Genomic DNA, 25,105 nt, shown 5'->3' with positions numbered 1-25,105 from the left:
TGCGCTGATATGCGATTTGCGAGCCTCGGCAGCGGCAGCGAGGGCAACGCACTGGTCGTAGAAGCAGGCAGCGGCACGACGCCCACGCGCGTGCTGCTCGACTGCGGATTCTCAGCGAAGGAAGTCGAGCGGCGCCTCGCCCGCGCGGGGCTGGCTGCCGACGCGCTCACCGCGATTCTCATCACCCACGAACACAGCGATCACATCGGCAGCGCGCTCACGCTGGCGCGCCGCTGGTCGATTCCGCTTTACATGAGCTGGGGCACGGCGCAGGCCGTGGGCGCCGACGACGCCGCAGGCGTCGAGCTCAACGTGTTGTGGGGCGACGAGACGGTCGAGATCGGCGAACTCGGCGTGTTGCCTTACACGGTGCCGCACGACGCGCGCGAGCCGCTGCAGTTCGTGTTCAGCGACGGCGCGAGCCGGCTTGGCGTGCTGACCGACGTCGGCGAGTCGACCTCGCATATCAGCAATGTGCTGAGCGGTTGTGACGCACTGGTGCTCGAATGCAACCACGACCTCGAGATGCTCGCGACGAGCCGCTATCCGGCTTCGCTCAAGGCGCGTATCGGCGGGTCGCACGGTCACCTGAACAACGAGGCAGCCGGCGGCATCCTCGCCGGACTCGATCGCGCGAAGCTGCGGCATTTGGTCGCTGCGCACCTGAGCCAGCAGAACAACTCACCGGAGCTTGCGCGAGCGGCGATGGCCGCGGTTCTGGGCAATGCCGCGACGGAAATCGGGGTCGCTTCGCAAGCCGAGGGTTTCGACTGGATCGCGCTCTGAATCCCGCGCCCGCGCGACAGCCAGGCGAATAGACGAAAAAAAGCCCATGACGAAAGTCATGGGCTTTTTGCTTGATGAAGCCGGAATCTGTCGATCCGGCCCCGTCAGAGTGTGGTTACGTTTTAGTTGCGGTTGCCGCCGAAGATGCCGAGGATGGCGAGCAGGTTCGTGAACACGTTATACAGGTCCAGATAGATCGCGAGCGTGGCCGAGATGTAGTTCGTCTCGCCGCCGTTCACGACGCGCTGCACGTCGAACAGCATGTAGGCCGAGAAGATCGCGATGGCAAGCACCGAAACCGTGAGCATCAGCGCGGGCAACTGCAGGAACATGTTCGCGACGCCGGCCAGCAGGATCACGATCACGCCCATGAAGAGCCACTTGCCGAGGCCCGAGAAGTCGCGCTTGCTGACCGTGGCGATGGTCGCCATGGCGGTGAAAATGATGCCGGTGCCGCCGAACGCGAGCATGATGAGCTGCGGGCCGTTCGAAAAGCCGAGAATGAACGACAGCAGGCGCGAGAGCATCAGGCCCATGAAGAACGTGAAGCCGAGCAGCACGAACACGCCCACCGAGCTTTCCTTGGTGCGCTCGATGGCGAACATGAAGCCGAAGGCGATCGCGAAGAACGCGAGCAGGCTCATGGCCGGGCTGGTAGCCGCAAAAAGCGAGAAGCCGGTCGCGACGCCCACCCACGCGCCGAGCACCGTCGGCACCATCGACAGCGCGAGCAGCCAATAGGTGTTGCGCAGTACGCGGTTGCGGGTCTCCGCCGAGGTGACGCTGCCGCCGCGGCCGAAGTTATAGGGATACTCGTTCATGCTTTCTCCTTGCGTGAGACGCGTGGGTGAGGGCGCGCAGGTACGCGGTCCGCTCCCCCATAAGATAAGTGCGCCGACCCAGAGTTTCAACGGGTTGCCACACAGTTTCCGTTATGTTTGCACAGCGTATGCCGCCAATCTTAAACCTCTCTGAAAGGTACGGCAGCGCGGTGCGTGTGACCGGATTGCGCTCATTTGCCCCGGTTTGCCGGGCTATGAGGGTTCAATCGCAATCATACATGGGAACATGCTACAATTGCGGATTCATTTGAATCTGTAACCTCTTAATTTTTTGGAGCTTTTATGGCGATCGAACGCACCCTGTCGATTATCAAGCCGGACGCAGTGGCAAAGAATGTGATCGGCCAGATCTACAGCCGCTTCGAAAACGCTGGTCTGAAGATCATTGCCGCCCGCATGGTTCACCTGTCGCGCGCCGACGCAGAGAAGTTCTATGCTGTTCACGCAGCGCGTCCGTTCTTCAAGGACCTCGTGGACTTCATGGTCTCGGGCCCGGTGATGGTGCAGGCGCTGGAAGGCGAGAACGCCATCCTGAAGAACCGCGAACTGATGGGCGCGACCGATCCGAAGAAGGCTGAAAAGGGCACGATCCGCGCCGACTTCGCCGACAGCATCGACGCGAACGCCGTGCACGGCTCGGACGCCGCTGAAACGGCTGCCGTGGAAATCGCGTTCTTCTTCCCGCAAGTCAACGTCTACTCGCGCTAAGCAAGGCGCGAGCAGACTGCAGTAGTAGCATAGGGTCGCGAACGGCGATGACGCTCACCGTCCAGTTCCCAATGCCGCGCAAGTGCGCAGGCAGGCGGGCAGCGCGGGCGGTGAGCGCGCTCTCGCACTGAAATGGCAGGATTCGACATGACGAGCAGTTCCACCGTCAACCTTCTCGATCTCGACGCCCAAGGGCTGGTCGCCTATTGCGAGAGCCTGGGCGAGAAGCCGTTTCGCGCCAAACAGCTTCAGCGCTGGATCCATCAGTACAACGCCGCCGACTTCGACGGCATGACGGATCTCGCCAAATCGCTGCGCGAGAAGCTCAAAGGGCGCGCCGTCATCGGCATGCCCGGCATCATCAGCGACAACGTTTCCTCCGACGGCACGCGCAAATGGCTCGTGGACGTCGGCAACGGCAACGCGGTCGAAACCGTGTTCATTCCCGAAGACAATCGCGGCACGCTGTGCGTGTCCTCGCAGGCGGGATGCGCGGTCAACTGCCGGTTTTGCTCCACCGGCAAGCAAGGTTTTTCACGCAATCTCACCACCGCCGAGATCATCGGCCAGCTGCGCATGGCGGAATTCGCCCTGCGCGCCTCGCTTCTGGGCGAGGCGGGCGGGCGCGCGACCGGCGGTGACGGCAAGGGCGAACGCGTCATCACGAACGTCGTGATGATGGGCATGGGCGAGCCGCTTCTGAACTACGACGCGGTCGTGCCCGCCATGCGCCTGATGCTCGACGACAACGCCTACGGCCTGTCGCGCCGGCGCGTCACGCTTTCCACGTCGGGCGTCGTGCCGATGATGGATCGTCTCGGTGCCGAACTGCCCGTGGCGCTCGCCGTCTCCTTGCACGCGCCGAACGACGCGCTGCGCGACGAACTCGTGCCGCTCAACCGCAAGTACCCGCTGCGCGAGTTGATGGCGGCGTGCCAGCGTTACCTGGAAGTCGCGCCGCGCGACTTCATCACGTTCGAGTACTGCATGCTCGACGGCGTCAACGACACGGAAGAGCACGCACGGCAGTTGCTCGCCGTGACGCGTGACGTGCCGTGCAAATTCAATCTGATCCCGTTCAATCCGTTCCCCGAGTCGGGCCTGTTGCGCTCGAAATCGGACCAGATCAAGCGCTTTGCGCAGATCCTGATGGATGCGGGCGTCGTCACGACCGTGCGCAAGACGCGCGGCGACGACATCGACGCAGCCTGCGGGCAGCTCGCCGGCGAGGTGAAGGACCGCACGCGCCTTGCTGAGCGCACGGGCCGCGCCGCGGGCAAGGTCATCGAAGTACGGCCGGTTCAGCACTGAACCGGCATCAGGAGGGCCGACGGCGGCGTGCGGGGAAAACGCGCGGCCGTGGGCGGTAGTAAAAGAAACGTTGCAGAAGCGATCGGAAGCGGCACACTGGCCGCGCATTTTGTTATAAACGGTCTGCGAATCGGGTAGAGGTGGGGCGGGACGCGCCCAACCGGTTCCAGTATTGAAAAGAATCGACGCAAGGACTTGGGATGAGCGAGCCGCAGCACCCTTTCGGGACAGACGGAACTGACAGCAACGCAGGTCGTTCGGTGCCGGGCGCCACACCTTCGCCGGTGCAGGCAGTGCCCGACACGCTGGCCGCGGCCGGCGCGCGTCTTGCGCAGCTGCGCGAGGCCAAGGGTTGGGCGATCGAAGACGTCTCGGCGCGCCTGAAGGTGTCGGTGTCGAAGCTGCGCGAACTCGAAGCGGGCGACATCAGCCATCTGCCGGACACGACGTTCGCGCTCGGCGTGGTGCGCGCCTACGCGAAGCTGCTCGGTACCGATTCCGCGCCGTTCACGCAGGCGCTGCGCCGCGAGCGCGGCATGGCGCAGCCGGATCTGTCGATGCCGGCTTCGGCGGGCTCCGATCTGCCGCGCGGCCGAGTTTCGCTCTCGCTCGGCGGCAGTGGCGCGCGGGCTCCGCGCCGCCGCGCCTCGTGGCTGTGGGGCGTGGCGATCATCGTGATCGCGGTGCTCGCGATTTCCATGTGGCACACGAACAGTGGCGAATCGTCGGCCTGGTTTGCGCGCCTGAAGGCGATGGCGAACGGCGCGAGCGTGCAGACGGGCGCGTCGTCGCCCACGGTGACGCAGGGCGTGGCGACCGGCAGCGCAGATGCATCGGCCGCCCAGGGCGCGGATCAGTCCGCTGCGCCGCAGGCTGGTGACGCAAACGACGCGGGCGACAACGCCAATGCGGCGCCCGATCAAGGCGCTGCGGCGAGCGTACCGCAAGCTGTGCAACCGGCGCCTCAAGCGACGCAGCCGGCGCCCCAGGCCGCGAAGCCCGCCGCTGCAAGCGCAGCGCCGGCTGCGGCCGCCGCCAACGCGGCAAGCGCTGCACGCGCCCAGGCGGCGAGCGCGCCGGCCGCAGCGGCAGCGCAGACTGCGGCAGCCGACAACGGCGCGGACACCTCGACGTTCGCGATCCGCGTGACGCAGGACACCTGGGTCAGCGTGCGCCAGAAGGATGGCAAGGAAGTCTTCTCGGGCATGATCCACGGCAGCGACGCGCGTGAGATCACCGGCACGGAGCCGCTCAAGGTCACCGTGGGCAACAAGGCCGGCATCGAGTCGATGACCATCGACGGCCAGCCGGTGGACACGTCGAAGTACGCGTCGGCGCGTGGCAATGTCGCGCGCTTCGTGCTGCCCTGATCAAGACATGGCACGCGTCGCGGCCGGGCAAGTTTCATTGCCGGCCGCGACGCTTTTTCAATTCACGCCGTGCAGCCGCCGACTAGTCGGCGAAAAGCGCGCGTGAGGCGTAAATGGGTTTTTCGATGCAAAGCGAAACGCAATCCTCGACCAGCAACAGTCAGATCTGCTCGAACGTGCCGGTCCTCGGCGGCCACGCGCCGCGCCGCAAGTCGCAAGCTGTGCATGTGCGCTGGGGCGGCCAGTTGGTGACGATCGGCGGCGACGCGCCGGTGCGCGTGCAGTCGATGACCAACACCGACACCGCGGACCCCATCGGCACCGCGATCCAGATCAAGGAACTCGCGCAGGCGGGTTCGGAGCTCGTACGTATCACAGTCAACACACCGGAAGCGGCGGCGGCCGTGCCGCATATCCGCGAGCAGCTCGACCGCATGGGCGTGATGGTGCCGCTCGTCGGCGACTTCCACTACAACGGGCATTTGCTGCTGCGCGACTATCCCGCTTGCGCCGAGTCGCTCTCGAAGTACCGCATCAACCCGGGCAACGTGGGCCAGGGCGCGAAGCGCGACACGCAGTACGCGCAGATGATCGAAGCGGCCATCAAGTACGACAAGCCGGTGCGTATCGGCGTGAACTGGGGCAGCCTCGACCAGGACCTGCTCGCGCGCATGATGGACGAGAACGGCGCGCGCCAGGAGCCGTGGGAAGCGCAAAGCGTGATGTACGAAGCGCTCATTCAGTCGGCCATCGGCTCGGCGGAACGCGCGGTCGAACTCGGCCTGGGCCGCGACAAGATCATCCTGTCGTGCAAGGTGAGCGGCGTGCAGGACCTGATCGCCGTCTACCAGGAACTCGCGAAGCGTTGCGATTTCGCGCTGCACCTGGGCCTCACGGAAGCGGGCATGGGCTCGAAAGGCATCGTCGCTTCGACGGCGGCGCTTTCCGTGTTGCTCCAGCAGGGCATTGGCGACACGATCCGCATCTCGCTTACGCCGGAACCGGGCGGTGCGCGCACGGGCGAAGTCGTGGTCGGCCAGGAAATCCTGCAGACCATGGGCCTGCGCTCGTTCACGCCGATGGTCATCGCGTGCCCCGGCTGCGGACGCACGACCAGCACGCTGTTCCAGGAACTGGCTTCGCAGATCCAGAGCTACCTGCGTGCGCAGATGCCGCTGTGGCGCGACGAGTATCCGGGCGTCGAGACGATGAACGTCGCCGTGATGGGCTGCATCGTGAACGGCCCGGGCGAGTCGAAGCACGCGAACATCGGCATCAGCCTGCCGGGCTCGGGCGAGAACCCCGCGGCGCCGGTCTTCATCGACGGCGAGAAGGTGAAGACGCTGCGCGGCGAGCACATCGCCGAAGAATTCCAGCAGATCGTGAGCGACTACGTCGCGCGCAAGTACGGCAAGGCCGAAGCGACGAACTGAGCAAGCGGGTCGATCCGCTCGTAGTTCGCATGTAGCCCGCTTGTAGCTCGATACGCACAACCGCATAAAGCCAATTCGCAACGCAATGACTGAACAAAAACGCAAGCCCGAAAAGCTCTCGGGCGTGAAGGGCATGAACGACATCCTGCCGCAGGAGGCAGGGCTGTGGGAATTCTTCGAATCCACGGTGAAGTCGCTGCTTCGTTCGTACGGCTATCAAAATATCCGCACGCCGATCGTCGAGCATACGCAACTGTTCACGCGCGGCATCGGCGAAGTAACCGACATCGTCGAGAAGGAGATGTACAGCTTCACCGATGCGCTCAACGGCGAGAACCTCACGCTGCGCCCGGAAGGCACGGCGGCTGCCGTGCGCGCGTCGATCGAGCACAACATGCTCTACGACGGTCCGAAGCGCCTGTGGTACATCGGCCCGATGTTTCGTCACGAGCGTCCGCAGCGCGGCCGCTATCGCCAGTTCCATCAGGTGGGCGTCGAGGCGCTCGGTTTCGCGGGCCCCGATGCGGATGCTGAGATCATCCTGATGTGCCAACGCCTCTGGGACGATCTCGGCCTCACCGGCATCAAGCTCGAGATCAACTCGCTCGGCGTGGCCGAAGAGCGTGCGGCGCATCGCGTCGAGCTCATCAAGTATCTGGAGCAGCACGTCGATCTGCTCGACGAAGACGGCAAGCGCCGCCTCTACACGAACCCGCTGCGCGTGCTCGACACGAAGAATCCCGCGCTGCAGGAGATCGCGGACAAGGCGCCGAAGCTGATCGACTTCATCGGCGAGGGCTCGCGCGCGCACTTCGACGGGCTGCAGCGCATTCTCAAGTCGAACAACATTCCGTTCAAGATCAACCCGCGTCTCGTGCGCGGTCTCGATTACTACAATCTGACCGTGTTCGAATGGGTGACCGACAAGCTCGGCGCGCAGGGCACCGTCGCGGCGGGCGGCCGTTACGATCCGCTGATCGAGCAGCTGGGCGGCAAGCCGACGGCAGCGTGCGGCTGGGCCATGGGCATCGAGCGCATTCTCGAACTGCTCAAGGAAGAAGACCTTGTGCCGGAAGAAGATGGTTGCGATGTCTACGTTGTCCACCAGGGCGAAGCCGCGCGTGAGAAGGCGTTCATCGTGGCGGAGCGTCTGCGCGATACGGGCCTCGACGTAATCTTGCATTGCAGCGCCGACGGCCAGAGCGCGAGCTTCAAGTCGCAGATGAAGCGCGCGGATGCCAGCGGCGCGGCCTTTGCCGTGGTACTCGGCGAGGACGAAGTCGCGAGGGGCGAGGCCGGTGTGAAGGCACTGCGCGGCACGGCCGCGGAGGCCCGCAGCGAGCAACAAACGGTAGCGCTTGAGGACTTGACCGAATATCTGATCAATGCGATGGTTGCATCCGCCGAAGACGGCGACGATTGATGGGGCCGCCCCAGTGGGGCTGCCCAGGTCGCTGCGCATTCGAAAACAGGCTTCAGAATAAACGAGGAATCGCTACGCGATGAGTTACCACGACGAACAGGAATCGATCGAGAGCTTCAAGGCATGGTGGGGGCAGTGGGGTAACGCCGCTACGTGGGTCGTGCTGATCGTTCTGCTCGCGCTCGCAGCGTGGAACGGCTGGAACTTCTGGCAGCGCCGCCAGGCGGCCGAGGCCGCCGTGCTGTACGACCAGGTGCAGCAAGCCGCGAACAGCAGCGACAAGGCCATGCTCACGCGCGTGGCGTCCGACATGGAAGATCGCTTCGGCGGCACGGCGTACGCGCAGATGACGGCACTCGGCGTGGCCAAGGCACTCTATATGGCGGGCGACACGGCCGGCGCGAAGGCGCAGCTGCAATGGGCCGCCGACCACGCGAAGGACGACGAATTCCGCCAGATCGCGAAGCTGCGTCTCGCTTCGCTACTGCTCGACGAAAAGGCCTACGATCAGGGCCTCGCGCTGATTCCGCAACCCGATTCGGGTCCGTTCAAGGGCATCGTGGCCGATGGTCGTGGCGATCTGCTGGCCGCGGCCGGCAAGCGCGACGACGCGCGCGCGGCGTACAAGCTGGCCCTCGACAGCCTGCCGAAGAGCGACGCTTCCGAGCGTCAGCTGATCCAGTTCAAGCTGGATGCGCTCGGCGGCTAAGTGGCCGGCTAGATTGCGCAGCGTGCCGAGCGTGCGCGCAGCATTGCGAAACCATTCAAACCAACTTCATTCATGCGTCGTTCACCGATGAATCTGCTGAAACGAACCGTTGTGCCCGTCGCTCTCGCGATGACCGTCCTGGCTCTCGCAGCCTGCTCATCGACGAAAGACGTGCGCCGCGTGCCGGTGCCGCTGACCGAATTCAAGCCGGCGCTGGACGTCCAGCAGGTGTGGAAGTCGAGTGTCGGGAAGGCGGGCCGCTATCTGTTCGCGCCGGTCGCCGTGGGCGACGCCGTCTACGCGGCGGGCGAGAACGGCTCGGTCGCGAAGATCGATGCCGCATCGGGCAAGGACGTCTGGCGCACCAAGCTCAAGGACGACCTCTCGGCGGGCGTGGGCAGCGATGGTAATCTCACGGCCGTCGGCGGCCTGAAGGGCGACGTCTACGTGCTCGACTCGAACGGCAAGCTCTCGTGGCAGGCCAAGGCGCCGGGCGAGATCATCTCGCCGCCGCTCGTCGGCAACGGCCTCGTGATCGTGCGCACGATCGACGGCCAGATCGTCGCCTTCAACGGCCAGACGGGCGAGCAGAAGTGGCTCTACCGCAACCGCGCCGTGCCGCTGAACCTGCGCGTTTCGGCGGGCATGACGTTCGCGGGCGAGCAGGCCGTGCTGGCCGGTTTCCCGGGCGGCTCGTTCGCGGCGATCAACCTGCAGAGCGGCGACGCCTTCTGGGAAACGCCGGTCTCGTACCCGAAGGGCGTGACGGAAGTCGAGCGCATCAACGACGTGAGCGGCCCGCCCACGCTGGTCGGCGCGACGACCTGTGCGGTCACGTTCCAGGGTCAGCTGGGCTGCTTCGACGCCAATTCCGGTCGTCCGATGTGGCAAAAGGCGTTCTCGAGCACGAGCGGCATCGCTCAGGATGAAAGTACGGTGGTGGGCGGCGACGACTGGTCGGTCGTGAAGGCCTTCAGCGTTTCGACGGGCGAGCCGACCTGGACGAACGAGAAGCTCAAGAGCCGCGACGTGAGTGTGCCCGCCATGCTGGGCCACGCGGTCGTGCTCGGCGATTTTCAGGGCTACGTGCATTTCCTCTCGCTCGACGACGGCAGCTTCGTCTCGCGCGTGAAGACCGACGGCAGCCCGATCACGGCTGCGCCGGTGCTTGCAGGCAACACGCTGGTCGTGCAGACGAAGGACGGCGACCTGTACGGTCTGCGTCCGCATTGAGCGTCGGGCGCCTCACGCAAGGCGCTCTGATGCATGCAGTTGCAAGAGGCGCTGGAGCCGGCAGGTTCCGGTGCCTTGCCAGCTGGCCGGCTCAAGCCGGCCATGCGCATTTTGGGACGGCGGCGTTCACGACGCCGCCATTTACCGTTACCGCCACACGGCGGTTGCGCGGCGTCCAGCCCCGGTCGCGCCGCGCTTTCGGCTCGGGGCCGCGGCCCCGCTCGTGAATTTCGTGATAATTTGCCATTGATGCAGCCCCGCACGCGCGAGGCTTGCCGCGCAGCGCGCCGGACTCTCCGGCGCTGCGCCTTACTGTAGAAAAGATCAGATGAAACCCGTAATCGCCCTCGTCGGGCGCCCCAATGTGGGGAAATCCACGCTGTTCAACCGGCTCACGCGTTCGCGCGATGCGCTGGTGGCCGACCTGCCTGGCCTCACGCGCGACCGTCACTACGGTGAAGGGCGCACGGGCGATCGCCCATATCTCGTGGTCGACACCGGCGGCTTCGAGCCGGTCGCCAAGGACGGCATCCTGCACGAGATGGCGCGCCAGACGCGCCAGGCCGTGGAAGAGGCCGATATCGTCGTGTTCATCTGCGACGGCCGCAATGGCCTGGCACCGCAGGACAAGCATATCGCCGACTACCTGCGCAAGACCGGCCGGCCGATCTTCCTCGTCGTCAACAAGGCCGAAGGCATGAAGTACAGCGCCGTGGCCGCCGACTTCTACGAACTCGGTCTCGGCGACCCGCGCGCGATTTCCGCGGCGCACGGCGACGGCGTGACGGAAATGATCAACGAGGCGCTTGAAAAAGCGTACGCCGACCAGCCCGAGGAAAGCGAAGAAGACGCCGCGAAGCACGGCATCAAGATCGCGATCGTCGGCCGCCCGAACGTGGGCAAGTCGACGCTCGTGAACACGCTGATCGGCGAAGACCGCGTGATCGCGTTCGACATGCCGGGCACGACGCGCGATTCGATCTACGTGGATTTTGAGCGCAACGGCAAGAAGTACACGCTGATCGACACAGCGGGTCTGCGCCGCCGCGGCAAGGTGTTCGAAGCGATCGAGAAGTTCTCGGTGGTGAAGACGCTGCAGTCGATCGCCGACGCCAACGTGGTGATTCTGCTGCTCGATGCGCAGCAGGAAATCTCGGATCAGGACGCGCATATCGCAGGCTTCGTGGTGGAGCAGGGCCGTGCGCTCGTGGTGGGCGTGAACAAGTGGGACGGCATGGACGACCACGCGCGCGAGCGCACCAAGCACCACCTGCAGCGCAAGCTGAAGTTCCTCGACTTCGCGGAAATGCGCTTCATCTCAGCGACCGAGAAGTTCGGCATTGGCCCGCTGATGCGCTCGGTGGACGACGCCTATGCCGCCGCCATGGCGAAACTGCCCACGCCGAAGCTCACGCGCGCGCTCATCGAAGCCGTGGAGTTCCAGCAGCCGCGCCGCCGCGGCCCGGTGCGTCCGAAGCTGCGCTACGCGCACCAGGGGGGACAGAACCCGCCGATCATCGTCATTCACGGCAATGCACTCGACGCCGTGACAGAGACCTACAAGCGCTATCTGGAGAACCGTTTCCGGGAAACTTTCTCGCTCACCGGCACTCCATTGCGCATAGAGTTTCGCTCCTCGACGAATCCCTATACGGAAAAAAACTAGGCCGTTGCTGAATAGCGTTCGCTACCCCGCAAAGGCCTCCTGGCCGAACCGCCCGGAACCGCGCGGGGGAACGAGAATCGGCTATAGTGTAGCGATTGGTGGTGGATTTCTTTTTCTTCACCCCAATATAAGTTAAACCTGCAAAAAAATACGGAGTTTGCTATGAGCAACAAAGGGCAATTGTTACAAGACCCGTTTCTGAACGCGCTGCGCAAGGAGCACGTGCCTGTTTCGATCTATCTGGTCAACGGCATCAAGCTTCAAGGGAACATCGAATCGTTCGACCAGTACGTCGTGTTGCTCCGTAATACGGTTACGCAAATGGTTTACAAGCACGCCATCTCTACGGTGGTTCCGGCCCGTCCGGTGAACTTCCACCCGGATACGGAAGCGTCCTGACCCATGACGCGGCCGGCCCGGGGCGCCTCGCAGGCTGCTCTGGTCCGGCCGCTTTCATTTTGACATCCTCTAATTTGATCAACGCCGCACTCGTCGGCATCGACTTCGGCAAGACCGAGTTCGAAGCCAGCCTCGAAGAACTCAGCCTGCTCGCCAAAAGCGCGGGCGCCACTCCCGCTGTCACGCTCACCGGGCGACGCTCCAGCCCCGACGCTGCCATGTTCATCGGCAGCGGCAAGGCCGAGGAACTGCGCCTCGCCTGTGAGGCGAACGACATCGAAATCGTCATTTTCAATCACGCGCTGTCGCCCGCCCAGCAACGTAATCTGGAGCGCGCGCTCGATCGCCGCGTGGTCGACCGCACGAGCCTCATCCTCGACATCTTCGCCCAGCGCGCCCGCAGCCACGAAGGCAAGCTGCAGGTCGAACTCGCGCAGCTGCAATACCTCGCCACACGCCTCGTGCGCGCCTGGACTCACCTCGAGCGCCAGAAGGGTGGTATCGGCCTGCGCGGCCCGGGTGAAACGCAGCTCGAAACCGACCGCCGGCTCATCGGCGAGCGCATCAAGATGCTGCAGGGCAAGCTTGCGAAGCTGCGTCGCCAGCACGGCACGCAGCGGCGTCAGCGCGAGCGCAACCGCACGATGTCGGTGTCTCTCGTGGGCTATACGAACGCGGGCAAGTCCACGCTCTTCAATGCGCTCACGAAGGCGCAGGCCTACGCCGCCGACCAGCTGTTCGCGACGCTCGACACGACCTCGCGGCGCGTCTGGCTCGGCGACGAAGTGGGGCAGATCGTGCTGTCCGATACGGTCGGGTTCATCCGCGAGCTGCCTCACCAGCTCGTCGCCGCGTTTCGCGCGACGCTGCAGGAAACGGTGCAGGCCGACCTGCTGCTGCACGTGGTGGACGCGTCGAGCGCCGTGCGCCTCGATCAGATCGATCAGGTGAACGGGGTGCTGCACGAAATCGGCGCGGACACGATCCGCCAGGTGCTGGTCTTCAACAAGATCGACGCCGTGCCGGAACTGGCGGCCCGCGGCGGAACGGTCGAGCGTGATGAATATGGTAATATTTCGCGCGTCTTTTTGAGCGCCCGCACAGGTGTCGGACTGGATGCGCTGCGCTCCGTCATCGCCGAAATCGCGACTGCCGAGCCGCTTGCCGGTGCGCCGCAGTCCCTGGCCGCAGACTGGAGCGCGGTGCAGGAAGAACCTCGCTGGGAACACGAGCGCTGAGGCGCGCCCGGCATTGTCTTGCACGCAAGGCCGGCCCAGCGGCTCCGATGGAATCCGCACGCAATTGACCCGCTGTCTACTCTGGTGAACGAACACAGGTGAACGATTACAACAAGCGGACTGGCTGGCAGCGCGCGCGCGCCATTTTCTCGCTGAACGACCCGCGTTGGGGTCGAGGCGACGGCAATGGCCAGCGTTCTGACGACGGGCGCCGCCCGCCGGGCAATAACGGCAACAAGGGTGGCAACGGCGACAAGGGCGACGGTCCGCCGGACCTCGACGAAATGTGGCGCGACTTCAACCGCCGCGTGTCCGCTTTCTTCGGCCGCAAGGGCAAGGGCCCGGGTGGCTTCGGACCGCGCCCGGACAATGGCCATGGCGCGCGCATCGGCGTGGGCATCGTGCTCGGCGTGCTGATCGCGATCTACGTGGGCAGCGGCGTGTTCGTCGTTCAGGAAGGCCAGGCTGGCGTCGTGCTGCAGTTCGGCCAGTATCGCCACACGGTTGGCCAGGGCGTGCACTGGCGCATGCCGTATCCGTTCCAGACTCACGAAATCGTCAATATCGGTCAGATCCGCACCGTCGAGATCGGCCGCAGCAACCTCGTGCGTCCGGCAAACGTGAAGGACGCCGCGGTCATCACGCACGACGGCGACATTCTCAACGTGCGTTTGACCGTGCAGTACCAGGTCAAGCAGCCGACCGACTATCTGTTCCGCAGCGTCGATCCCGACCTCACCGTGACGCAGGCCGCCCAGGCGGCGGTGCGCACCGTGGTGGGCGCGCGCAGCACGAACGATATGCTTTACGCGGACCGCGAGCCGATTCGCGCCCAGCTTGCGGACACGATCCAGCACTCGCTCGACGAGTACAAGACGGGCCTAGGCGTGACCGGCGTCGCGATCCAGAGCGTCTCCGCGCCCGATCAGGTGCAGGCAGCGCTCGACGACGAAGCCAAGGCGCGCCAGGACCGCGACCGCGCGAAGCGCGACGCGCAGGCCTATGCCGACCAGCTGTTGCCGCGCGCGCAGACCGAGGCGGCGCGTCTCGTTGATGAAGCCAAGGCGTACAGCGAACGTGTGGTTTCGCAGGCGCAGGGCGACGCGCAGCGCTTCACACAGGTCTACGAACAATATGCGAAGGCGCCGGCTGTGATACGCGAGCGCATGTATCTCGAGACGATGCAACACATCTATTCGAATGCGACGAAGGTGTTCGTCGACAGCAAGTCAGGCAACAACGTGATTTATCTGCCGCTCGACAAACTCGTCGACACGACGCGTCAGCGCGCCGCCGTGGCGGCGGGCGCAACGGGCGCGGCTGCGGCCTCGGCCTCAGGCGCTGGTGCGGCAACGGCAGGCGCGGCTTCGGACGCCAATGCGGCTTCCGCGCCGGCAGCCGGCAGCGAGTCGCAGCAGGGCGCGCAGCCGGGGGCCCAACCGGGCGCACTGCAGCAAGGCTCGCAGCAGCAAGGCTCGCAGCCGCAAGGCGCGGCTCCTGCAACCACGGCCAGCGACGCGGCAGCCGCCGCGAGCGACGCCTTCCGTTCGCGCGATGCGTTCCGCTCGCGCGGACGCGAAAGCGACGTGCAATAAGGGGCGCGCCGATATGAACAAGATCATTGCGCTCGTCGTTGCCGTCGTGGTTGTCGTGCTGGTTGCGTCGTCGGCCGTCTTCATGGTCGATCCGCGCCACGTCGCCATCATTTCTTCGTCGGGCGGGGCCAATGCCACGCTCGCCGGTCCCGGGCTGCATGTGAAGTTGCCGCCGCCGTTCCAGACCGTCACGTTCATCGACACGCGCATTCAGGCGTTCGATGCGCCCGACGCCGACCGCTACACGACCTCGGACAAGACCGAGCTGCTCGTGAACCCGGTGGTGCGTTATCGCATTTCCGATCCGCTCAAGCTCTTCGCGGCGACCAAGGGCGATGCGCAGACGCTTTCCGACCGTCTCGCCTCGCTGTCGCGCGACGCGCTCGGCGACGCGATCTCGAAGGTCACGCTCACCGAGGCGCTCGCGCAGCAGGAAGCCATCGCAAATGGCGCGCGCGACGCGCTGAGGCAAACCGCAGCGCCGCTCGGCATCGACGTGATCGCCATCGAACTCACGCGCGTCGATTACCCGCCGGAGCTGGCGCAGACGGTCTTCAAGCGCATGAGCGCCGCGCGCGAGCAGGCCGCTGCCGAGATTCGCGAGAAGGGCGCGGCCGAAGCGCAGCAGATCAAGGACGACGCGGAGCGCAAGCAGCAGGGCGTGCTGGCGGACGCCTACGCCCAGGCGCAAGCGATCAAGGGCGAGGGCGACGGCCGTGCCGCCGCGATTGCCGCCGAGGCGTTCGGGCGCGACCCGGACTTCTACCGGTTCTATCAGAGCATGCTCGCGTACCGCGAGAGCTTCCGGCCCGGCGACGTCATCGTGGTCGATTCGTCGAGCGACTTCTTCCGCTTCATGCGTGGTCCGAACGGCGGCGCGAATAGCGCAGATAACGCTCCCGCGTCCGCCACCCCGCGCAAACACTAGACAAAACGAGACACACGCGCCGCGCACTGCGCGGCGTATTTCTTCGCATGGACATAGCTGGCTCCCTCTTGCTCGCGATCGCGCTGATGCTGATTATCGAGGGCATGTTCCCGTTCGTCTTTCCGACGGCGTGGCGCGACACATTCCGTAAAATCGTGGAACGGCCGCCGCATCACATCAGGATCGGCGGGCTCATCGTGATGGGGCTCGGCCTCGTCCTGCTGATGCTGGCGACCTGACGGCCTCGTGCCGCAGTCGCCCTCAGATGCAGTGTGCGATTGGCGTTTTTGACGGATTCCGAATTATCGGGCCGCGTGGCGTTTGGCCGCGCGCGGCCCTCATTGTGGCAGGACTGAACCGATGTCGACCTGGTTACTCCCCGAGAATATTGCGGACGTGCTGCCGTCCGAAGCGCGCAAGATCGAAGAGCTGCGCCGTCGCCTGCTGGACCGTTTCCGCGCCTATGGCTACGAAATGGTCATGCCGCCGTTGCTCGAGTATCTCGAGTCGCTGCTCGTAGGCAGCGGGCGCGACCTGAACCTGCGCACGTTCAAGCTCGTCGATCAGCTCTCGGGCCGCACGCTCGGCCTGCGCGCCGACATGACGCCGCAGGTCGCGCGCATCGACGCGCACCTCCTGAACCGCGAGGGTGTGACGCGCCTGTGCTACGCGGGCAACGTGCTGCACACGTTGCCGCGCGGTCTGCACGCCACGCGCGAACAGATCCAGACCGGCGCGGAAATCTACGGTCACGCGGGCCTCGAAGCGGACCTCGAAATCCAGCAGTTGATGCTCGACGCGCTGCGTCTCGCGGGCCTGTCCAAGGTGCGTCTCGACCTTTCGCACGCAGGTGTGCTCGCGGCGATCTTCGAAGCGGATCCCGCTGCGGCCGCGCTTGGCGACGCTTTGTATGAAGCGCTCGCTGGCAAGGACGTGCCGCGTCTCGCGGAACTCACGCAGGACCTCGAAGCCGCCACGCGCGACGCTTTGCGCGCGCTGCCGTCGCTCTACGGCGACGCGAGCGTGATCGACGAGGCGCGCACGCGTCTGCCGGCGCTGCCGGGCATTGCTCGTGCGCTCGACGACCTCGCGTTCCTCGTGCGCGAGATCGAGGGTGCGGAGCTGATGATCGACCTCGCCGATCTTGGCGGCTATGCGTACCACAGCGGCGTGATGTTCTCGGCCTACGTGGACGGCGTACCGAATGCCGTCGCCCGCGGCGGCCGTTACGACAAGGTGGGCGAGGCTTACGGGCGCGCCCGCGCGGCAACGGGCTTCTCGCTCGATTTGCGCGAAGTGGCGCGTATTTCACCGGTCGAAGCGCGCAGCAGCGCGATCCTCGCGCCGTGGCGCCATGACGAGGCGTTGCGCACCGCGGTCGCTGCGCTGCGCGATGCAGGCGAGGTCGTGATCCAGGCGCTGCCGGGCCACGAGCACGACATGGACGAGTTCGCCTGCGACCGCGTGCTCGTCGAGCGCGACGGCGTCTGGGTCGTCGAAAAGCACGTCTGATACCGCATCCGGGCGGCGATTCGCGCCGCCGCGCGAGCGCGCCGAAGCACGCTTCGCATCGCGCATGCCGTTGAGTGTAAAAGGAAATTCCGCGAATCCGGGGAAAAAAAGGCGGCCTTGCCGCTGAACCCAGGTAGAATACGTTTTTAACCAGCTAACGAAACACCATGTCTGCCAGCGCAGTGAATGTAACCCCGGGGCGCAATGTCGTCGTCGTGGGCACCCAATGGGGCGATGAGGGCAAGGGCAAGATCGTCGACTGGCTGACGGACCACGCGCAAGGCGTGGTGCGTTTCCAGGGCGGTCACAACGCCGGCCATACGCTCATCATCGGCGGCAAGAAGACCATTCTCCGGCTGATCCCGTCGGGCATCATGCGCGCCGGCGTCGCCTGCTACATCGGCAACGGCGTGGTGCTTTCGCCCGAAGCGCTCTTCAAGGAAATCGGCGAGCTCGAAGAAGCGGGCATCGACGTCCAGAAGCGTCTGTTCATCTCCGAAGCCACCACGCTGATCCTCCCGTACCACATCGCCATCGACCAGGCGCGCGAAGCCAAGCGCGGCGCCGCGAAGATCGGTACGACGGGCCGCGGCATCGGTCCGGCCTACGAAGACAAGGTGGCACGCCGCGGTCTGCGCGTGCAGGACCTGTTCGAGCCGGAAACCTTCGCCGAGCGCCTGCGCGAGAACCTCGACTATCACAACTTCGTGCTCACGCAGTACCTCGGTGCGCCGGCCGTCGACTATCAGCAAACGCTCGACACGATGCTGTCGTACGCCGATCGTCTGAAGCCGATGGTCACGGACGTTTCGCGTCGTCTGTATGACGTGAACCACGAAGGCGGCAACCTCCTGTTCGAAGGCGCGCAAGGCACGCTGCTCGACATCGACCACGGCACCTATCCGTTCGTCACGTCGAGCAACTGCGTCGCGGGTGCCGCATCGGCAGGCGCGGGCGTGGGTCCGCAAAAGCTCAACTACGTGCTCGGCATCACCAAGGCGTACTGCACGCGCGTCGGTTCGGGCCCGTTCCCGAGCGAACTGTACGACGCCGACAACGCCGATCGCCAGGAAGAAGTGGGCCTCACGCTCGCGAAGGTCGGCAAGGAATTCGGTTCGGTCACCGGCCGTCCGCGTCGCACCGGCTGGCTCGACGCCGCCGCGCTGCGCCGCTCGATCCAGATCAACGGCGTGACGGGTCTGTGCATCACGAAGCTCGACGTGCTCGACGGTCTCGACGAAGTGAAGCTCTGCGTCGGCTACAAGGTGGACGGCAAGGACGTGGACATCCTTCCGCGCGGCGCCTCGCAAGTGGCCGCATGCGAGCCGGTCTACGAGACGTTTGAAGGCTGGAACGAGAGCACCATCGGCGTCACGCAGTTCGACGCGCTGCCCAGGAGCGCGCAGGCGTACCTCACGCGCGTGCAGGAAGTCGCCGGTGTGCCGATCGACATGGTTTCGACCGGCCCGGATCGCGACGAAACGATCCTGCTGCGTCATCCGTTCAAGGTCTAAGTGGTAAGAAGGCAGAAGCAAAAATGATTCAAATGATGGACCCGCGCAACGACGAAAAGAACCTGTGGGTCGGCTGGGACGAGTATCACCGGCTGATCGAACTGCTCGCGCTCAAGGTGCACGAGTCGCGCTGGAAGTTCGACCAGATCCTGTGCCTCGCACGCGGCGGTCTGCGCGTGGGCGACCAGCTCTCGCGCATCTATGACCTGCCGCTGGCGATCCTCGCAACCAGCTCGTACCGCGAAGCCGCCGGCACGGAGCAGGGCGAGCTCGACATCGCGCAGTACATCACGATGACGCGCGGTCACCTTGAGGGCAACGTGCTGCTCGTCGACGATCTCGTCGATTCGGGCGTCACGCTCGCACGCGTGCAGGAACACCTCAAGGAGCGCTACCCGGCCGTGACCGGCGTGCGCTCGGCGGTGCTCTGGTACAAGGGCTGCTCGAAGGTGACGCCGGACTATTTCGTCCAGCATCTGCCGACCAATCCGTGGATCCACCAGCCGTTCGAGGAGTGGGACACGGTGCGCCCGCACAATCTCAGTGCGTGGATCAAGCGTGGTCTGCAGCGAGCGCAAGACGCGCAGAAGTAACGAAGGGGTTGTGCCGCCGCCGGTGTTCCCACACCCGCAGTGGCCAGATCCAGCGACGGAGCCTTCAAGGCTCCGTTTTTTTGTGCGCCGCCCACCGAATCGCCAGCGGTGGCGCAGGCGGGCAGACGGCATCTGGGGCCGGTGCTACACTGCGCGGGGACAACGGGATGTCGCAGTGCCGCGACGACCGCTCGGTTTCCGCCGCAGCCCGGTTTAGAATAGCGCTCGTTTTTTCCGCCTCGCAACGGATTACCGCGTATATGACAACTAGCACACACGTGGCCAAGCAGCCGCTACCTTCTCTCGCCGTAGCGGCCATCGGCGTGGTGTTCGGCGACATCGGCACGAGCCCGCTGTATTCGCTGAAAGAGGCGTTCAGCCCGGCGCACGGCATTCCGCTCAACGAGACGTCCATCCTCGGCGTCATCTCGCTGCTGTTCTGGGCGATCGTGATCGTCGTGAGCGTCAAATATGTCCTTTTTGTGATGCGTGCCGACAACAACGGCGAGGGCGGCGTGCTCGCGCTCATGGCGCTCGCCATGCGCTCGTTCAATCGCAAGAGCAAGGCTGCCGCGCTGCTCACGGCGCTCGGCATCTTCGGCGCGTGCATGTTTTACGGCGACGCGGTCATCACGCCAGCCATCTCGGTGATATCGGCGGTGGAGGGCCTCGAGATTGCCGCGCCGAAGCTCTCGCACCTCGTGCTGCCACTCACCATGGTGATCCTGGTCGCATTGTTCTGGATCCAGCGTCACGGTACGGCGCTCGTCGGGCGCCTGTTCGGGCCGATCATGGTGCTGTGGTTCATCACCATCGGCGTGCTTGGCGTTTCGCGCATCGTGCAGGCGCCGGGTGTCATCGCCGCGCTCAATCCGTACTATGCGGTCGCCTTCATGGGCGCACATATGCTGCAGGCCTACGTGGTGCTCGGCTCGGTTGTGCTGGTGCTGACCGGCGCGGAAGCGCTCTACGCCGACATGGGTCACTTCGGCGCGCAGCCGATTCGCTACGCCTGGTACGTGCTCGTGATGCCCTCGCTCGTGCTCAACTACTTCGGGCAGGGTGCGCTGCTGATGCAGGACCATCGCGCGATCGAAAATCCGTTCTTCCTGCTCGCGCCGGATTGGGCGTTGCTGCCGCTCGTCGTGCTTTCCACGGTGGCGACCGTGATCGCTTCGCAGGCCGTGATCTCGGGCGCGTACTCCCTGACGAGCCAGGCCATTCTGCTTGGCTACGTGCCGCGCATGAAGGTGCTGCACACGTCGGACCTCGCCATCGGCCAGATCTACGTGCCGGTCGTGAACTGGATGCTGCTCTTCATCATTCTGTGCATCGTGGTCGCCTTCAAGAGTTCGGACAATCTGGCCGCCGCATACGGTATCGCCGTGACCGCTACGATGGTGATCACCACGGTGCTCGTCGCCGTCGTGATGACGAAGGTGTGGAAGTGGAACAAGGCGCTCGTCACCTGCATCATCACTGTGCTGCTGGCCGTCGATCTGGGCTTCTTCGGCGCGAACCTGCTAAAGGTCGAGGAGGGTGGCTGGCTGCCGCTCGGCATCGGTGCGCTGCTGTTCTTCCTGCTGATGACCTGGTTCAAGGGCCGCATGATCGTGAAGGACCGCACCGCCGCCGACGGTATTCCGCTCATGCCCTTCCTGCAAGGGCTGCTCGCGCACCCGCCGCATCGTGTTTCGGGCACGGCGATCTATCTCACGGGCAGCGAATCGCTCGTGCCGGTTAGCCTGCTGCACAACCTCAAGCACAACAAGGTGCTGCACGAACGCACGCTCTTCCTCACGTTCGTGATTCGCGACATTCCGTATGTGGTGGACGCAGAGCGCGTGGCGGTGAAGGATGTCGGTGGCGGGCTCTATCTCGTGCAGGCCGATTACGGCTTCAACGAAACGCCCGATGTGCAAGCCGTGCTCGACGAAATTTCGCGTACGCAAAACATGACGTTTGAGATGATGGATACGTCCTTCTTCCTCGCGCGCGAGACAGTCGTGCCGACGCAGCTTCCGGGGATGTCGATCTTCCGCGAACGCATATTCGCGTGGATGCATCAGAACGCCGCAAAGCCCACCGACTTCTTCAGCATTCCCGCGAACCGCGTGGTCGAACTCGGGACGAAGATCGAGATCTGAACGCGTCGGTTCGACCAGTAAAAAAGGCACCCCAGGGTGCCTTTTTTTGTTGCGCACGCAACGTGTGAGCAGATGCGGCCCACGTTGCGTCATGCGGACATCAGCGTGGCTTGAGCTTCGCGAATGCCGCCGCCATCGCGCCTGCCGGTTCCGCATCGCGCGAACGCTGGCCGTTGCGATTATCGCGATTGCCGCCGCCGCGATTGTCGCGGTTACCCGACTGGCCCGCGCTGCCGCCGCTGCGAGACGTGCCGGCGCTCGCGGGGTCGTCGTCCAGACGCATCGTGAGCGCGATGCGCTGACGTTTCACGTCGACGTCGAGCACCTTCACCTTCACGACCTGGCCGGCCTTGACGACTTCGTGCGGGTCCTTGATGAACTTCGTCGACAGGGCGGAGACGTGCACGAGCCCGTCCTGATGCACGCCCACGTCGATGAATGCGCCGAACGCGGCCACATTCGTCACGACGCCTTCGAGCAGCATGCCCGGCACGAGGTCGGACACTTTCTCGACGCCATCGCGGAACGTCGCCGTCTTGAACTCGGGGCGCGGATCGCGGCCCGGCTTTTCCAGCTCGCTCAGGATGTCGCGCACGGTCGGCAGACCGAAACGTTCATCCACGAACTCGATGGGCGCGAGGCCCGAAAGCGCTTCGCGGCTGCCGAGCACATCGCCGATCGTACGCTTGATCTTCGCGAGCATGCGCTCGACGACGGGGTACGCTTCCGGGTGCACCGACGAGCGATCGAGCGGATTGTCGCCGCCGTTGATGCGCAGGAAGCCGGCGGCTTGCTCGAAGGTCTTGTCGCCCAGACGCGGTACCTTCTTGAGCTGCTCGCGCGAAGGGAACGGGCCGTTCGCATCGCGGTAGTCGACGATATTGCGCGCGAGCGTCGAGTTAAGTCCCGACACGCGGGCGAGCAGGGCAACGGAGGCCGTGTTCGCATCGACGCCCACGGCGTTTACGCAGTCCTCGACCACGGCGTCGAGCGAGCGCGCGAGTTCGCGCTGGTTCACGTCGTGCTGGTACTGGCCCACGCCAATCGCTTTCGGTTCGATCTTCACGAGTTCGGCGAGCGGGTCCTGCAGACGGCGCGCAATGGAAACGGCGCCGCGCAGCGACACATCGAGTTCGGGGAATTCCTTCGCAGCCAGTTCGGACGCCGAATAAACCGACGCCCCGGCTTCGGAAACCACGATCTTCTGCAGCTTCAGTTCGGGATGCTTCGAGATCAGCTCGCTCGCGAGCTTGTCGGTTTCACGCGAGGCCGTACCGTTGCCGATGCTGATGAGTTCCGCTTGCGTGTGCGCGGCGATGCGCGCGAGCTTCGCGAGCGAGCCGTCCCAGTCGCGGCGCGGCTCGTGCGGGTAGATCGTGTCGGTGGCGAGCAGCTTGCCCGTGCGGTCGACCACGGCCACCTTCACGCCCGTGCGCAGGCCCGGATCGAGGCCGATCACGGCCTTGGGGCCGGCCGGCGCGGCAAGCAGCAGATCCTTGAGATTGCGCGCGAACACGCGGATCGCTTCGTTTTCCGCCTGCTCGCGCAGGTTGGTGAGCAGCTCGTTTTCGATGTGCGGCTGCACCTTCACGCGCCAGCACCAGCGGCAGACATCGGAGAGCCATTTGTCGGCCGGGCGATTCTGGTTCGCAATGCCGAAGTGGCGCGCGATCATCGCTTCGCCCGGATGCGGCACCTGCGTGTCCAGTTCGCCGCCGAGGCCGAGCTTGACCATCAGCACACCGGCGTTGCGGCCGCGGAACAGCGCGAGCGCGCGGTGCGACGGTACGGTCTTGATGGTCTCGGAATAGTCGTAGTAGTCGCGGAACTTCTCGCCTTCCTCGTTTTCCTTGCCCTCGACCACGCTCGACTTCACCACGCCCTGGTTGTGCAGCCAGTCGCGCAGCTTGCCCAGCAGTTCGGCCGTTTCACCGAACTGTTCGGAGAGGATGTCGCGCGCGCCGTCGAGCGCGGCCTTGATGTCGGCGACACCCTTTTCGGCGTCCACGTACTGTGCGGCTTCCGTTTGCGGGTCGAGCAGCGGGTTCGCGAGCAGCGCGTCGGCGAGCGGCTGCAGGCCGGCTTCGCGTGCGATCTGCGCGCGTGTGCGGCGCTTGGGCTTGTAGGGCAGATAGAGGTCTTCGAGAACCTGCTTGCTGTCGGCCGCTTCGATGGCGCTGCGCAATTCGTCGGTGAGCTTGCCTTGTTCCTCGATGCTCGTGAGGATCGCCGCGCGGCGGTCTTCGAGTTCGCGCAGATAGAGCAGGCGCTCTTCGAGCGTACGCAGTTGCGTATCGTCGAGATTGCCCGTGACTTCCTTGCGGTAACGGGCGATGAACGGAACGGTCGAGCCTTCGTCGAGAAGCTGCACGGCGGCTGCGACCTGGCGTGGCTGCACGCTCAGTTCAGTGGCGATACGCTGGACGATCTTGAGTGCTACGGTTTCCGTCATAGGGTCTGGATATTCCTGCGAGGATCGGATTGCGGTCCGGGTTTGCGGTCCGGCGGCCGGTGAGGGCTCGAGCGCCCGGGGCGCCCAGTGTGCAAAAAGGCGCGTTGCCGGGTGCGCCCGCCGGCCGGTGGAGCGGGGCATTTTGCCATAAATGGCCGGGCGCTCAACCCGGGGGGTGTTAGAATTTCCCCCATGTTCCGCTGCCCACAGAAGACGTTGACGACCTTCCGCTTCTCCCCTGATTTGCCCCTTGCCCGGTTTCGCACGCCTGTTGGCGCTACGCGGTGGTTCCCCGCTCTTGGGGCAATTTGTGCCGTCGCGTTGAGCCTCGGTATGAGCGTTCCGGCCCTCGCGCAGGCGGTCGGGGTGACAGGGCCGCTGCAGCAGCAAGGTGCGGCAACTGCGCCGGTCCAGCCGGCGGCTTTGGGCAACGCGCCGCTCGCAGCGTCTGAGGTGGCTGGGGCCACCGGCGCGCCACAGTCGCAGCAGAGCGACTTCGACGCGCGGCAGCAGGTGCTGGACCGTCGTAGCGCGGAGAACGACTATCAGTATGCAGTCGCGCAGCACAACTGCTATAGCACGTTCTTTGTGAATCATTGCATCGGCAAGGCGCGCGACAAGATGCGCGTCGTGCAGGCCGATATCCGCCGCGAGCAACTGGCGCTCGACGACGAAAAACGTGCCGCGCATGCGCAGCAGCGCGACCAGCAGGCCGCATTGCAACGCGCGCAGGACGAAGCCAATGCGCCGCAGCGCGCTGCCAACGAAGCGGCAAGCGCGCAGGCGTACGAACAGAAGCAGCAGCAACATGCGCTCGATCAGGCGCAGCGTCAGGCCGAGGCGCCGCAGCGTGCGGCGAACGAGCAGGCGTATCAGGAAAAGCAGCGCCAGCATGCGCTGGCCCAGGCACAGCGCCAGGGAGAGCAATCGCAGCGCAACGCGAACCAGGCGGCGTACGACCAGAAGCAGGCGAACTACCAGAACCAGCTTGACGAAGCGCGGCGCCAGGGCGAGCAAAAGGCTCAGGAACGCGCCGACAAGGCCCAGCGCTACCAGCAGAAGCAGGAAGACGCGGTGAAGCATAAGGCCGATGTCGAAGAGCGTCAGAAACAGGCGGCTGAGAAGGCGCAGCAAAAGCAGCAACAAGAAGAACAGCAGCAGCAACAGCAAAAGCAGCAGCAGGAAGAACAGCAGGACCAGTAGCACGAGTAGCACGCTTTTTCAGCCGGACTGCAACCTCAGGCGC

21 protein-coding genes are annotated in these 25,105 nt (G+C 65.0%); 19 read left to right on the top strand and 2 right to left on the bottom strand.

Features of this window, described 5'->3' with window-relative positions:
• Positions 1-9 precede the first annotated feature (9 nt).
• Positions 10-786 carry an MBL fold metallo-hydrolase gene (locus A3CW_RS0114055; RefSeq protein WP_028204141.1) on the top strand — a complete coding sequence of 259 codons (777 nt, stop codon included), beginning with the start codon at positions 10-12 and terminating at the stop codon, positions 784-786.
• Positions 787-908: 122 nt separating this feature from the next.
• Here A3CW_RS0114055 and A3CW_RS0114050 read toward each other — a convergent pair whose 3' ends face one another.
• The gene (locus A3CW_RS0114050) at positions 909-1,607 is read right to left on the bottom strand and encodes a Bax inhibitor-1/YccA family protein (protein WP_028204140.1); all 699 of its coding nucleotides are present in this window, start codon (positions 1,605-1,607) and stop codon (positions 909-911) included.
• Between the two features lie 303 nt (positions 1,608-1,910).
• Here A3CW_RS0114050 and ndk point away from each other — a divergent pair, with 303 nt between their 5' ends.
• The 17 genes from ndk to A3CW_RS0113965 all read left to right on the top strand — a co-directional run bounded on the left by ndk (position 1,911) and on the right by A3CW_RS0113965 (position 21,407).
• Complete coding sequence (gene ndk, locus A3CW_RS0114045) at positions 1,911-2,336, top strand: nucleoside-diphosphate kinase (RefSeq protein WP_028204139.1); 426 nt, start codon at positions 1,911-1,913, stop codon at positions 2,334-2,336.
• A 147-nt stretch (positions 2,337-2,483) separates the two neighbouring features.
• Positions 2,484-3,647, top strand: a complete 1,164-nt coding sequence (gene rlmN / locus A3CW_RS0114040) for a 23S rRNA (adenine(2503)-C(2))-methyltransferase RlmN (RefSeq protein ID WP_028204138.1) — start codon at positions 2,484-2,486, stop codon at positions 3,645-3,647.
• Between the two features lie 200 nt (positions 3,648-3,847).
• Positions 3,848-5,017, top strand: a complete 1,170-nt coding sequence (locus A3CW_RS0114035; protein WP_028204137.1) for a RodZ domain-containing protein — start codon at positions 3,848-3,850, stop codon at positions 5,015-5,017.
• 113 nt (positions 5,018-5,130) lie between these two features.
• Complete coding sequence (ispG, locus tag A3CW_RS0114030; protein ID WP_028204136.1) at positions 5,131-6,450, top strand: flavodoxin-dependent (E)-4-hydroxy-3-methylbut-2-enyl-diphosphate synthase; 1,320 nt, start codon at positions 5,131-5,133, stop codon at positions 6,448-6,450.
• Between the two features lie 85 nt (positions 6,451-6,535).
• Positions 6,536-7,873, top strand: a complete 1,338-nt coding sequence (gene hisS, locus A3CW_RS0114025) for a histidine--tRNA ligase (RefSeq protein WP_028204135.1) — start codon at positions 6,536-6,538, stop codon at positions 7,871-7,873.
• 79 nt (positions 7,874-7,952) lie between these two features.
• Positions 7,953-8,582, top strand: coding sequence for a YfgM family protein (locus A3CW_RS0114020; RefSeq protein ID WP_028204134.1), 630 nt, complete (start codon positions 7,953-7,955; stop codon positions 8,580-8,582).
• A gap of 87 nt (positions 8,583-8,669) precedes the next feature.
• Positions 8,670-9,815, top strand: coding sequence for an outer membrane protein assembly factor BamB (gene bamB, locus A3CW_RS0114015; RefSeq protein WP_028204133.1), 1,146 nt, complete (start codon positions 8,670-8,672; stop codon positions 9,813-9,815).
• A gap of 328 nt (positions 9,816-10,143) precedes the next feature.
• A complete protein-coding gene (gene der / locus A3CW_RS0114010) occupies positions 10,144-11,481 on the top strand; it encodes a ribosome biogenesis GTPase Der (protein ID WP_028204132.1) in 1,338 nt (445 codons plus the stop codon).
• 162 nt (positions 11,482-11,643) lie between these two features.
• The gene (gene hfq / locus A3CW_RS0114005) at positions 11,644-11,880 is read left to right on the top strand and encodes an RNA chaperone Hfq (RefSeq protein ID WP_027793540.1); all 237 of its coding nucleotides are present in this window, start codon (positions 11,644-11,646) and stop codon (positions 11,878-11,880) included.
• 74 nt (positions 11,881-11,954) lie between these two features.
• Positions 11,955-13,118, top strand: coding sequence for a GTPase HflX (gene hflX, locus A3CW_RS46255; RefSeq protein ID WP_051481453.1), 1,164 nt, complete (start codon positions 11,955-11,957; stop codon positions 13,116-13,118).
• Positions 13,119-13,216: 98 nt separating this feature from the next.
• Positions 13,217-14,713 carry an FtsH protease activity modulator HflK gene (gene hflK, locus A3CW_RS0113995; protein WP_028204131.1) on the top strand — a complete coding sequence of 499 codons (1,497 nt, stop codon included), beginning with the start codon at positions 13,217-13,219 and terminating at the stop codon, positions 14,711-14,713.
• A gap of 13 nt (positions 14,714-14,726) precedes the next feature.
• On the top strand, positions 14,727-15,641 hold the full coding sequence (hflC, locus tag A3CW_RS0113990; protein WP_028204130.1) for a protease modulator HflC: 915 nt from the start codon (positions 14,727-14,729) through the stop codon (positions 15,639-15,641).
• Between the two features lie 47 nt (positions 15,642-15,688).
• Positions 15,689-15,880, top strand: coding sequence for a DUF2065 domain-containing protein (locus A3CW_RS0113985; protein WP_028204129.1), 192 nt, complete (start codon positions 15,689-15,691; stop codon positions 15,878-15,880).
• Positions 15,881-16,001: 121 nt separating this feature from the next.
• Positions 16,002-17,153, top strand: a complete 1,152-nt coding sequence (locus tag A3CW_RS0113980; RefSeq protein ID WP_028204128.1) for an ATP phosphoribosyltransferase regulatory subunit — start codon at positions 16,002-16,004, stop codon at positions 17,151-17,153.
• Between the two features lie 167 nt (positions 17,154-17,320).
• Positions 17,321-18,667, top strand: a complete 1,347-nt coding sequence (locus tag A3CW_RS0113975; protein WP_028204127.1) for an adenylosuccinate synthase — start codon at positions 17,321-17,323, stop codon at positions 18,665-18,667.
• Between the two features lie 23 nt (positions 18,668-18,690).
• A complete protein-coding gene (locus A3CW_RS0113970; protein WP_028204126.1) occupies positions 18,691-19,260 on the top strand; it encodes a phosphoribosyltransferase in 570 nt (189 codons plus the stop codon).
• A 260-nt stretch (positions 19,261-19,520) separates the two neighbouring features.
• On the top strand, positions 19,521-21,407 hold the full coding sequence (locus tag A3CW_RS0113965; RefSeq protein ID WP_028204125.1) for a potassium transporter Kup: 1,887 nt from the start codon (positions 19,521-19,523) through the stop codon (positions 21,405-21,407).
• A 100-nt stretch (positions 21,408-21,507) separates the two neighbouring features.
• Here the strand turns inward: A3CW_RS0113965 and A3CW_RS0113960 are convergent, their stop codons facing one another.
• The gene (locus A3CW_RS0113960) at positions 21,508-23,859 is read right to left on the bottom strand and encodes a Tex family protein (protein WP_028204124.1); all 2,352 of its coding nucleotides are present in this window, start codon (positions 23,857-23,859) and stop codon (positions 21,508-21,510) included.
• 333 nt (positions 23,860-24,192) lie between these two features.
• Between A3CW_RS0113960 and A3CW_RS46250 the strand changes: the two genes are divergently transcribed.
• Positions 24,193-25,062: a hypothetical protein gene (locus A3CW_RS46250; protein ID WP_051481452.1), complete on the top strand. Its 870-nt coding sequence runs from the start codon at positions 24,193-24,195 to the stop codon at positions 25,060-25,062.
• Positions 25,063-25,105 lie beyond the last annotated feature (43 nt).

This window comes from Paraburkholderia nodosa DSM 21604, assembly GCF_000519185.1.
GTDB classification, from domain to species: Bacteria; Pseudomonadota; Gammaproteobacteria; order Burkholderiales; family Burkholderiaceae; genus Paraburkholderia; species Paraburkholderia nodosa.
Note: the sequence above shows the minus strand (reverse complement) of the source record. Positions and strands in the feature narration are given on the sequence as shown.

What these genes read in the sequence shown, in the direction of transcription:
- A3CW_RS0113960 (WP_028204124.1), bottom strand. Translation starts at nt 23,859, where the DNA reads ATGACGGAAACCGTAGCACTCAAGATCGTCCAGCGTATCGCCACTGAA.
- A3CW_RS0113965 (WP_028204125.1), top strand. Translation starts at nt 19,521, where the DNA reads ATGACAACTAGCACACACGTGGCCAAGCAGCCGCTACCTTCTCTCGCC.
- hisS (WP_028204135.1), top strand. Translation starts at nt 6,536, where the DNA reads ATGACTGAACAAAAACGCAAGCCCGAAAAGCTCTCGGGCGTGAAGGGC.
- A3CW_RS0113975 (WP_028204127.1), top strand. Translation starts at nt 17,321, where the DNA reads ATGTCTGCCAGCGCAGTGAATGTAACCCCGGGGCGCAATGTCGTCGTC.
- A3CW_RS0113985 (WP_028204129.1), top strand. Translation starts at nt 15,689, where the DNA reads ATGGACATAGCTGGCTCCCTCTTGCTCGCGATCGCGCTGATGCTGATT.
- der (WP_028204132.1), top strand. Translation starts at nt 10,144, where the DNA reads ATGAAACCCGTAATCGCCCTCGTCGGGCGCCCCAATGTGGGGAAATCC.
- rlmN (WP_028204138.1), top strand. Translation starts at nt 2,484, where the DNA reads ATGACGAGCAGTTCCACCGTCAACCTTCTCGATCTCGACGCCCAAGGG.
- hflC (WP_028204130.1), top strand. Translation starts at nt 14,727, where the DNA reads ATGAACAAGATCATTGCGCTCGTCGTTGCCGTCGTGGTTGTCGTGCTG.
- A3CW_RS0114050 (WP_028204140.1), bottom strand. Translation starts at nt 1,607, where the DNA reads ATGAACGAGTATCCCTATAACTTCGGCCGCGGCGGCAGCGTCACCTCG.
- A3CW_RS0113980 (WP_028204128.1), top strand. Translation starts at nt 16,002, where the DNA reads ATGTCGACCTGGTTACTCCCCGAGAATATTGCGGACGTGCTGCCGTCC.
- A3CW_RS46250 (WP_051481452.1), top strand. Translation starts at nt 24,193, where the DNA reads ATGAGCGTTCCGGCCCTCGCGCAGGCGGTCGGGGTGACAGGGCCGCTG.
- A3CW_RS0114035 (WP_028204137.1), top strand. Translation starts at nt 3,848, where the DNA reads ATGAGCGAGCCGCAGCACCCTTTCGGGACAGACGGAACTGACAGCAAC.
- bamB (WP_028204133.1), top strand. Translation starts at nt 8,670, where the DNA reads ATGAATCTGCTGAAACGAACCGTTGTGCCCGTCGCTCTCGCGATGACC.
- ispG (WP_028204136.1), top strand. Translation starts at nt 5,131, where the DNA reads ATGGGTTTTTCGATGCAAAGCGAAACGCAATCCTCGACCAGCAACAGT.
- hfq (WP_027793540.1), top strand. Translation starts at nt 11,644, where the DNA reads ATGAGCAACAAAGGGCAATTGTTACAAGACCCGTTTCTGAACGCGCTG.
- A3CW_RS0114055 (WP_028204141.1), top strand. Translation starts at nt 10, where the DNA reads ATGCGATTTGCGAGCCTCGGCAGCGGCAGCGAGGGCAACGCACTGGTC.
- A3CW_RS0113970 (WP_028204126.1), top strand. Translation starts at nt 18,691, where the DNA reads ATGATTCAAATGATGGACCCGCGCAACGACGAAAAGAACCTGTGGGTC.
- A3CW_RS0114020 (WP_028204134.1), top strand. Translation starts at nt 7,953, where the DNA reads ATGAGTTACCACGACGAACAGGAATCGATCGAGAGCTTCAAGGCATGG.
- ndk (WP_028204139.1), top strand. Translation starts at nt 1,911, where the DNA reads ATGGCGATCGAACGCACCCTGTCGATTATCAAGCCGGACGCAGTGGCA.